This window comes from Nitrosomonas sp. GH22 (genome assembly GCF_009833115.1).
GTDB lineage: Bacteria > Pseudomonadota > Gammaproteobacteria > Burkholderiales > Nitrosomonadaceae > Nitrosomonas > Nitrosomonas eutropha.
Genome location: NZ_QRCA01000059.1, coordinates 1 through 4,805 on the forward strand (window position 1 = coordinate 1; position 4,805 = coordinate 4,805).

The 4,805-nt window shown below is 46.0% G+C and carries 6 protein-coding genes and 1 pseudogene; 2 read left to right on the forward strand and 5 right to left on the reverse strand.

Features of this window, described 5'->3' with window-relative positions:
• Positions 1 to 76 precede the first annotated feature (76 nt).
• Positions 77 to 277 (reverse strand): annotated as a pseudogene (locus ABF86_RS13000) (IS630 family transposase); the annotation flags it as partial.
• On the opposite strand from ABF86_RS13000, the gene ABF86_RS13140 reads away from it, so the two are divergent.
• Positions 233 to 358 carry a hypothetical protein gene (locus tag ABF86_RS13140; protein ID WP_258333016.1) on the forward strand — a complete coding sequence of 42 codons (126 nt, stop codon included), beginning with the start codon at positions 233 to 235 and terminating at the stop codon, positions 356 to 358. The pseudogene ABF86_RS13000 and the gene ABF86_RS13140 sit on opposite strands and share 45 nt — an antisense overlap.
• A 99-nt stretch (positions 359 to 457) precedes the next feature.
• Here the strand turns inward: ABF86_RS13140 and dksA are convergent, their stop codons facing one another.
• Positions 458 to 883 (reverse strand): RNA polymerase-binding protein DksA, encoded by a 426-nt coding sequence (dksA, locus tag ABF86_RS12090; protein WP_011634192.1) that lies wholly within the window; start codon positions 881 to 883, stop codon positions 458 to 460.
• Between the two features lie 165 nt (positions 884 to 1,048).
• Between dksA and ABF86_RS12095 the strand changes: the two genes are divergently transcribed.
• Positions 1,049 to 1,264 carry a hypothetical protein gene (locus ABF86_RS12095; RefSeq protein ID WP_143000389.1) on the forward strand — a complete coding sequence of 72 codons (216 nt, stop codon included), beginning with the start codon at positions 1,049 to 1,051 and terminating at the stop codon, positions 1,262 to 1,264.
• Here ABF86_RS12095 and ABF86_RS12100 read toward each other — a convergent pair.
• The 3 genes from ABF86_RS12100 to ABF86_RS12110 all read right to left on the reverse strand — a co-directional run bounded on the left by ABF86_RS12100 (position 1,245) and on the right by ABF86_RS12110 (position 4,600).
• Positions 1,245 to 2,936, reverse strand: a complete 1,692-nt coding sequence (locus ABF86_RS12100; protein WP_240142336.1) for an adenylate/guanylate cyclase domain-containing protein — start codon at positions 2,934 to 2,936, stop codon at positions 1,245 to 1,247. The two genes, ABF86_RS12095 and ABF86_RS12100, sit on opposite strands and share 20 nt — an antisense overlap.
• Complete coding sequence (locus tag ABF86_RS12105) at positions 2,923 to 3,774, reverse strand: HDOD domain-containing protein (RefSeq protein ID WP_041353469.1); 852 nt, start codon at positions 3,772 to 3,774, stop codon at positions 2,923 to 2,925. The genes ABF86_RS12100 and ABF86_RS12105 overlap by 14 nt, the downstream gene beginning before the upstream one ends.
• Before the next feature lie 565 nt (positions 3,775 to 4,339).
• Positions 4,340 to 4,600: a hypothetical protein gene (locus ABF86_RS12110; RefSeq protein WP_074685741.1), complete on the reverse strand. Its 261-nt coding sequence runs from the start codon at positions 4,598 to 4,600 to the stop codon at positions 4,340 to 4,342.
• Between the last annotated feature and the right edge of the window lie 205 nt (positions 4,601 to 4,805).

Consider the following 4,805-nt stretch of genomic DNA (forward strand, 5'->3'; position numbering starts at 1 on the left):
TAGAGTGGCGGCAAAAGTCAGCGTCAGGTGGGAGTAGAGGGACGTGGGACCGAGCTGCAGTTTCGATGTTAATCTGGCGGACGCCTGGAACCTTGTGACAAGAAGACAGGTTGTCGGCCACCACAATGTCACCTGGCTGCAGCGTGGGGCACAGGCAGGTTTGATGAATATAGGCGAGAAACGCGGCCCCGTTCATTGGGCCGTTGAGCACTAACGGAGCGGTGATCGCATCGTGACGCAGTCCCGCAATGAAGGTGGTGCTCTTCCAGTGGCCGTGGTGCCCAGCATGCCTGCAGAACTGGCGTGTAGTAAACAAAAATGGTCAGCAGCTTCGACCAGGCTCATCATTGAGCAGTAATCGTGACATTGCAAGCTCGTATTGCTGTTGAAATACAGCGTACGAGCTTGCTTCTTTAAATCAATAGCTTGAGATTAAACGGGAACAGGCCCTAAACTGTTATTTGGCGACTTGTCTTTCCCGGATTTCGTCCAGGGTCTTGCAGTCGATACAAAGTGTTGCTGTTGGCCGAGCTTCCAGCCGCTTTAGGCCAATTTCGATACCACATTTTTCGCAATAACCATAATCACCCTCGTCAATTTTGGTGATGATTTCACCAATTTTTTTGATCAGCTTGCGTTCGCGGTCACGGCTGCGCAGTTCCAGCGCCATGTCAGATTCTTGGGTGGCCCGGTCAGCCGGGTCAGCAAAAATTGTGGATTCTTCCTGCATGACGTGTACAGTACGATCAATTTCCTTACCAAGTTCAGCCCGCTGGACTTCCAGTATTTTCCGGAAATGTGCCAATTGCTCCGGGCTCATATATTCCTCACCTGCTTTGGGTTCATAAGGGGGAATGGTGTTTGATTCCAATTGTTTACCCATTCGTGACATGCTCCTTCTGATAATACGCTTTATAATTGTAGAGTTGAGGAAAAGAAATCTGTCATCAATACCAGAAATAATAAGGAATAGCAAGTTTTCATGTGGAAATGTTAACTTGGGGCAGTAGTCCCCTTTTCTGGTTTTGAGGAGTAGCGATGGAGGGAAGTGCGTTACGATGAATTATCGCGAGGTGGATCGGCTTATGGAGTTATCCGGGCGATAGTAGCGGGGCAATGCTCACAGGGTAAAGCAGCTGGTATGTCGATATCGGGAAGCAAGAATTCTCCCCTCCTGGCTCTGTATTTTGATCCAGCCGAGATCACACAGGGTTATATGGCAGTGCCCAATGATCTCCTTGAATTTAGGCTCTCGAACGGGTGATAAAAATATCATGCAAAAGAGGTTGGCTGGTTATCTGGACGTAGCGGACAGCCTGTTTGTTGCGTTTTCCTTTCAGTTTGAGATAAAAGCGCTTGCTGAAGCTGATCTCGGTGTGATCAATCTGTGCAATGGCTTCATGTAATTCTTCACTAATCAGTATCGCGCCCGGACAACAACTTTTCTCAAGCCGGGCAGCGGTATTCACAACATCACCAATTGTTGTCCAGTCTAGCCTGCCTGAAGCACCGACATTGCCAATTACAACCTTTCCCCAATGGATGCCGATACGCAATAGCAGCAGATCTTTGCTGGCACGCATCCGCAGACTATTGAAATCATGGGAATGTTTGTGAATGTCGAGTGCGGCCAGTACGGCTTTATATGGTTCCTTGAAGAGCGCCATGACGCAATCTCCCATGAACTTGTCGATGACGCCTTCATGCTGTTTGACTGCTTTTGTGATTCTGCCAAGTATCAGATTGAGCGTGTGGATAACGGATTCTTCTTTTTCATTGTTTTCCACGTAAGTGGTAAAGCCGGCAATATCGCAAAACAGAACGGCAAGCTGACATTCTTCATTAGGGAGTGCATTGCCACCCAGCCGGACGATTTCTCTGGCTTTCTGCTCGACTAGCTGAGGCACATAATTACGGGTAATGTTATGCACACGAGCTTCGTTGAGGATAGAGCCTTCTGCCAGTGTGTCAGTGGCCTTGTGATCCAGCGATACGATTTGCCACATCGTGTGGATTGTCATGTCATGGTGACGGTAACCACTAATATTGAAAAGTATCGACAGGCTGTCATCATGGGGCAGCCTGATGCGGGTTCTGTAGTTCTCGAACAAACCATTCTGTAATTCCAACGCAAGCCCCCACAACACATCATTATAAAAATGGCTGGGGATAATACCTGCAAGGGTATGTGCTGAAACAGGCGATACTTCCAGTTTCAGGTTGTTGAGAATTGTGGGTGATATAGCCAGAATATCCCCGGCGCTGGAGAAAACGATAATGCTGTAGCCCAGCTTGCTGAAAATAACCTGGGCCTTATCTGACTCCTCCGCACAGGTCAGCAATTGAGAGTGTCCTGTCTGCGACTGATAGAGGTGATGTTCTGCAATATTCCTTACTATTCTGGCAGCAGAATATCCTGGCGAATACTTATCATGAGTCTGTTTTGACAATACGAATCCGATTGCTCTGGCAAGCTTGTTATCCAGATAGGCGCTATCGTCACAGCTGATCGGGTATTCAATCTGTATCAAAGTATCTTTTTCTTCAGGGAAAGTCAGCATGATCTGAAAATTGTTCTCTTTACAGAATTGCTCGATATTCCGATCGCCATGCATGACCAGTTCGTTTTGCAGGAGTTCATTAAATACGCTATTCCTGCTGGCGACATTAAGACCGAGATCACCTTCAATTGCCTGCTGGAAAGCATGACGATGCATGGTTTTAACCAGATTCGTAATCAGCTTGTGTAATAGCAGTACGGTTGAATCCAGTAGGCGCTGGCAACACAAACGTTCCAGTGAGTGTGCAATTTTTCGTTCAAGCTCTTGCCAGATATTTTGCTCAAGCGAAGTAATGATGATCGGGTAACTGGATCGAATAGCGATCGGCCTGGCTTCACTTGAATTTGCTGCAAAAGGTGTTTTAGCTGTGATCATTTGCACAGAATTGATAGATTTCATCATTGATCAATTTTTGAAAGAACGCCTCGTCGAGTAGGTGATCGGCATATTCTTCACTTAGCCCGTAAGCTATCAATTTCTCCTTGCGAACATCCAGATCACAGGGGTTGGCACCAATACCGGCACCTTTGATCAGATTATTGGCAATGGCCAGCCAAAGCTGGATTTTGTTTTCAGTTTGCCCGGGTATCAGCTGATCGAGATCAGTGCCGACATATAGTTGAAACTGCGATGGAAGTTTCCATGCCCTGACCGCTTGCTCACCAATCTGATAATGATCCGTTCCCAGGAATTTCTGCTCCGCCTCCCTGCTTGAACAATCGCTCTCAAGTGCATGGGTGAGGGCATCCATATAATCCTTGCGTGCATGGGTAAAAAGCAGAATTTTGCCAATATCATGCACCAGACCGGCAACAAAAGCTTCTTCACAATCCGCTGATTTACCTAATTCAGAACAGATGTTGTAACTTGCAATTGCAACTAATAGTGAGTGCTGCCAGATATGTGTACGTACTAATGTATTTTTGTTTTTAGAGAATACCGAGCGTGAAAAGGCCAGTATGACTAGGGAACGAATGATGTTGATTCCTAGCAGGCTGATTGCGATAGGCAGCGTTCTAATCGGTTGACTGCGGTTATAAATAGGTGAATTGGCCACTCTGAGAATGAACGATGCAACCACCTGATCAGAGCGCAACAAACAATCCATCTCCCTGAAACAGTTCGAGGATTCTTCATCAATTTCGATAATCCTGGAGATAATCTCCGGTTGCGTGGATTTTATTGTTTTGTAGTCAATAATGCATCGATTCATAGCTTATGGATACCGAGCTCGCAATAATAAAAGTTTTTATGTTGTTATGAGCTAAAACAACGGCATTTATAAAGCAGGCTTGATAAACAGCTGAGGAAATATATGAAATTTGTCTGGATTTAGGGCCTGTTCCCGTTTCACATTGGTAACCACAGGAAGGCACAGACCATAGCGATTGCTCTCAAAGGGCAAGCTTGAAAAGTAGTCAGCTATTTCATGGCTTCTGTGTTTTCTTCAATGAGAATTTAATGGTGTATTGTTCAAGGTTAGGCGTGACTGGGTCATTACCGGGTTGTTGCAGGACAGCAGATTGGTGCAAAAAAGCCCCATCCATATACAGGATGAGGCTTTTTTGAAGGCGGGATTCGAATAATCATTGGAAACGACGTATATAAGGTAGTATTGGATTTATGGATCTCTAAAATACCCGGTTTTCTACCCGTTTTTTGAAATGTCATTAACCACCACCACGCGGACACCTTAAAATTTCAGGCTTCCTCGGTAGTGGTGATTTCCATTATCGCGCGTGTGTATGTCGGTGGTTGAAAATTCCCCTATCGTTACGTTAAGATAGCTTGAATTTTTTCATGATTGCCTGGCACTTTGCCGTCCTGCGCGCTCGTTCTTCTTCCGTCCAATAATCAGGGCGCTTTGCAGCCTTACCCAATAACAAGCGCTCCAAGGTACGCCCTCTGCACTCTGAAGGGCGATGCTCCCTATCCAGTAGTTGCCCCAATTCAGGGCATACATAAAAGCTCAGCCGCCTAAATCCAGCATCATCCATCTTGGCACGGTATTTTTTCAATCGTTCGGCATTCTTTGACATTTCATGTCTCCTTCAATAATTAAACCACTGGTTGTGTTTAATCTTTCCTTCTCTCAAGGATGGCGTGCTCCATAAAATACTTTCTGGCTTCAGCGTCCCTCCGACATTGGTCAAGGGTCGTATTGCGCAGTAGCGGGTCATTTTCCCCTATATGATCCTGCCACCAATTAATGAGCATTTCTCAGTCACTGGCTTCGGTTATCTC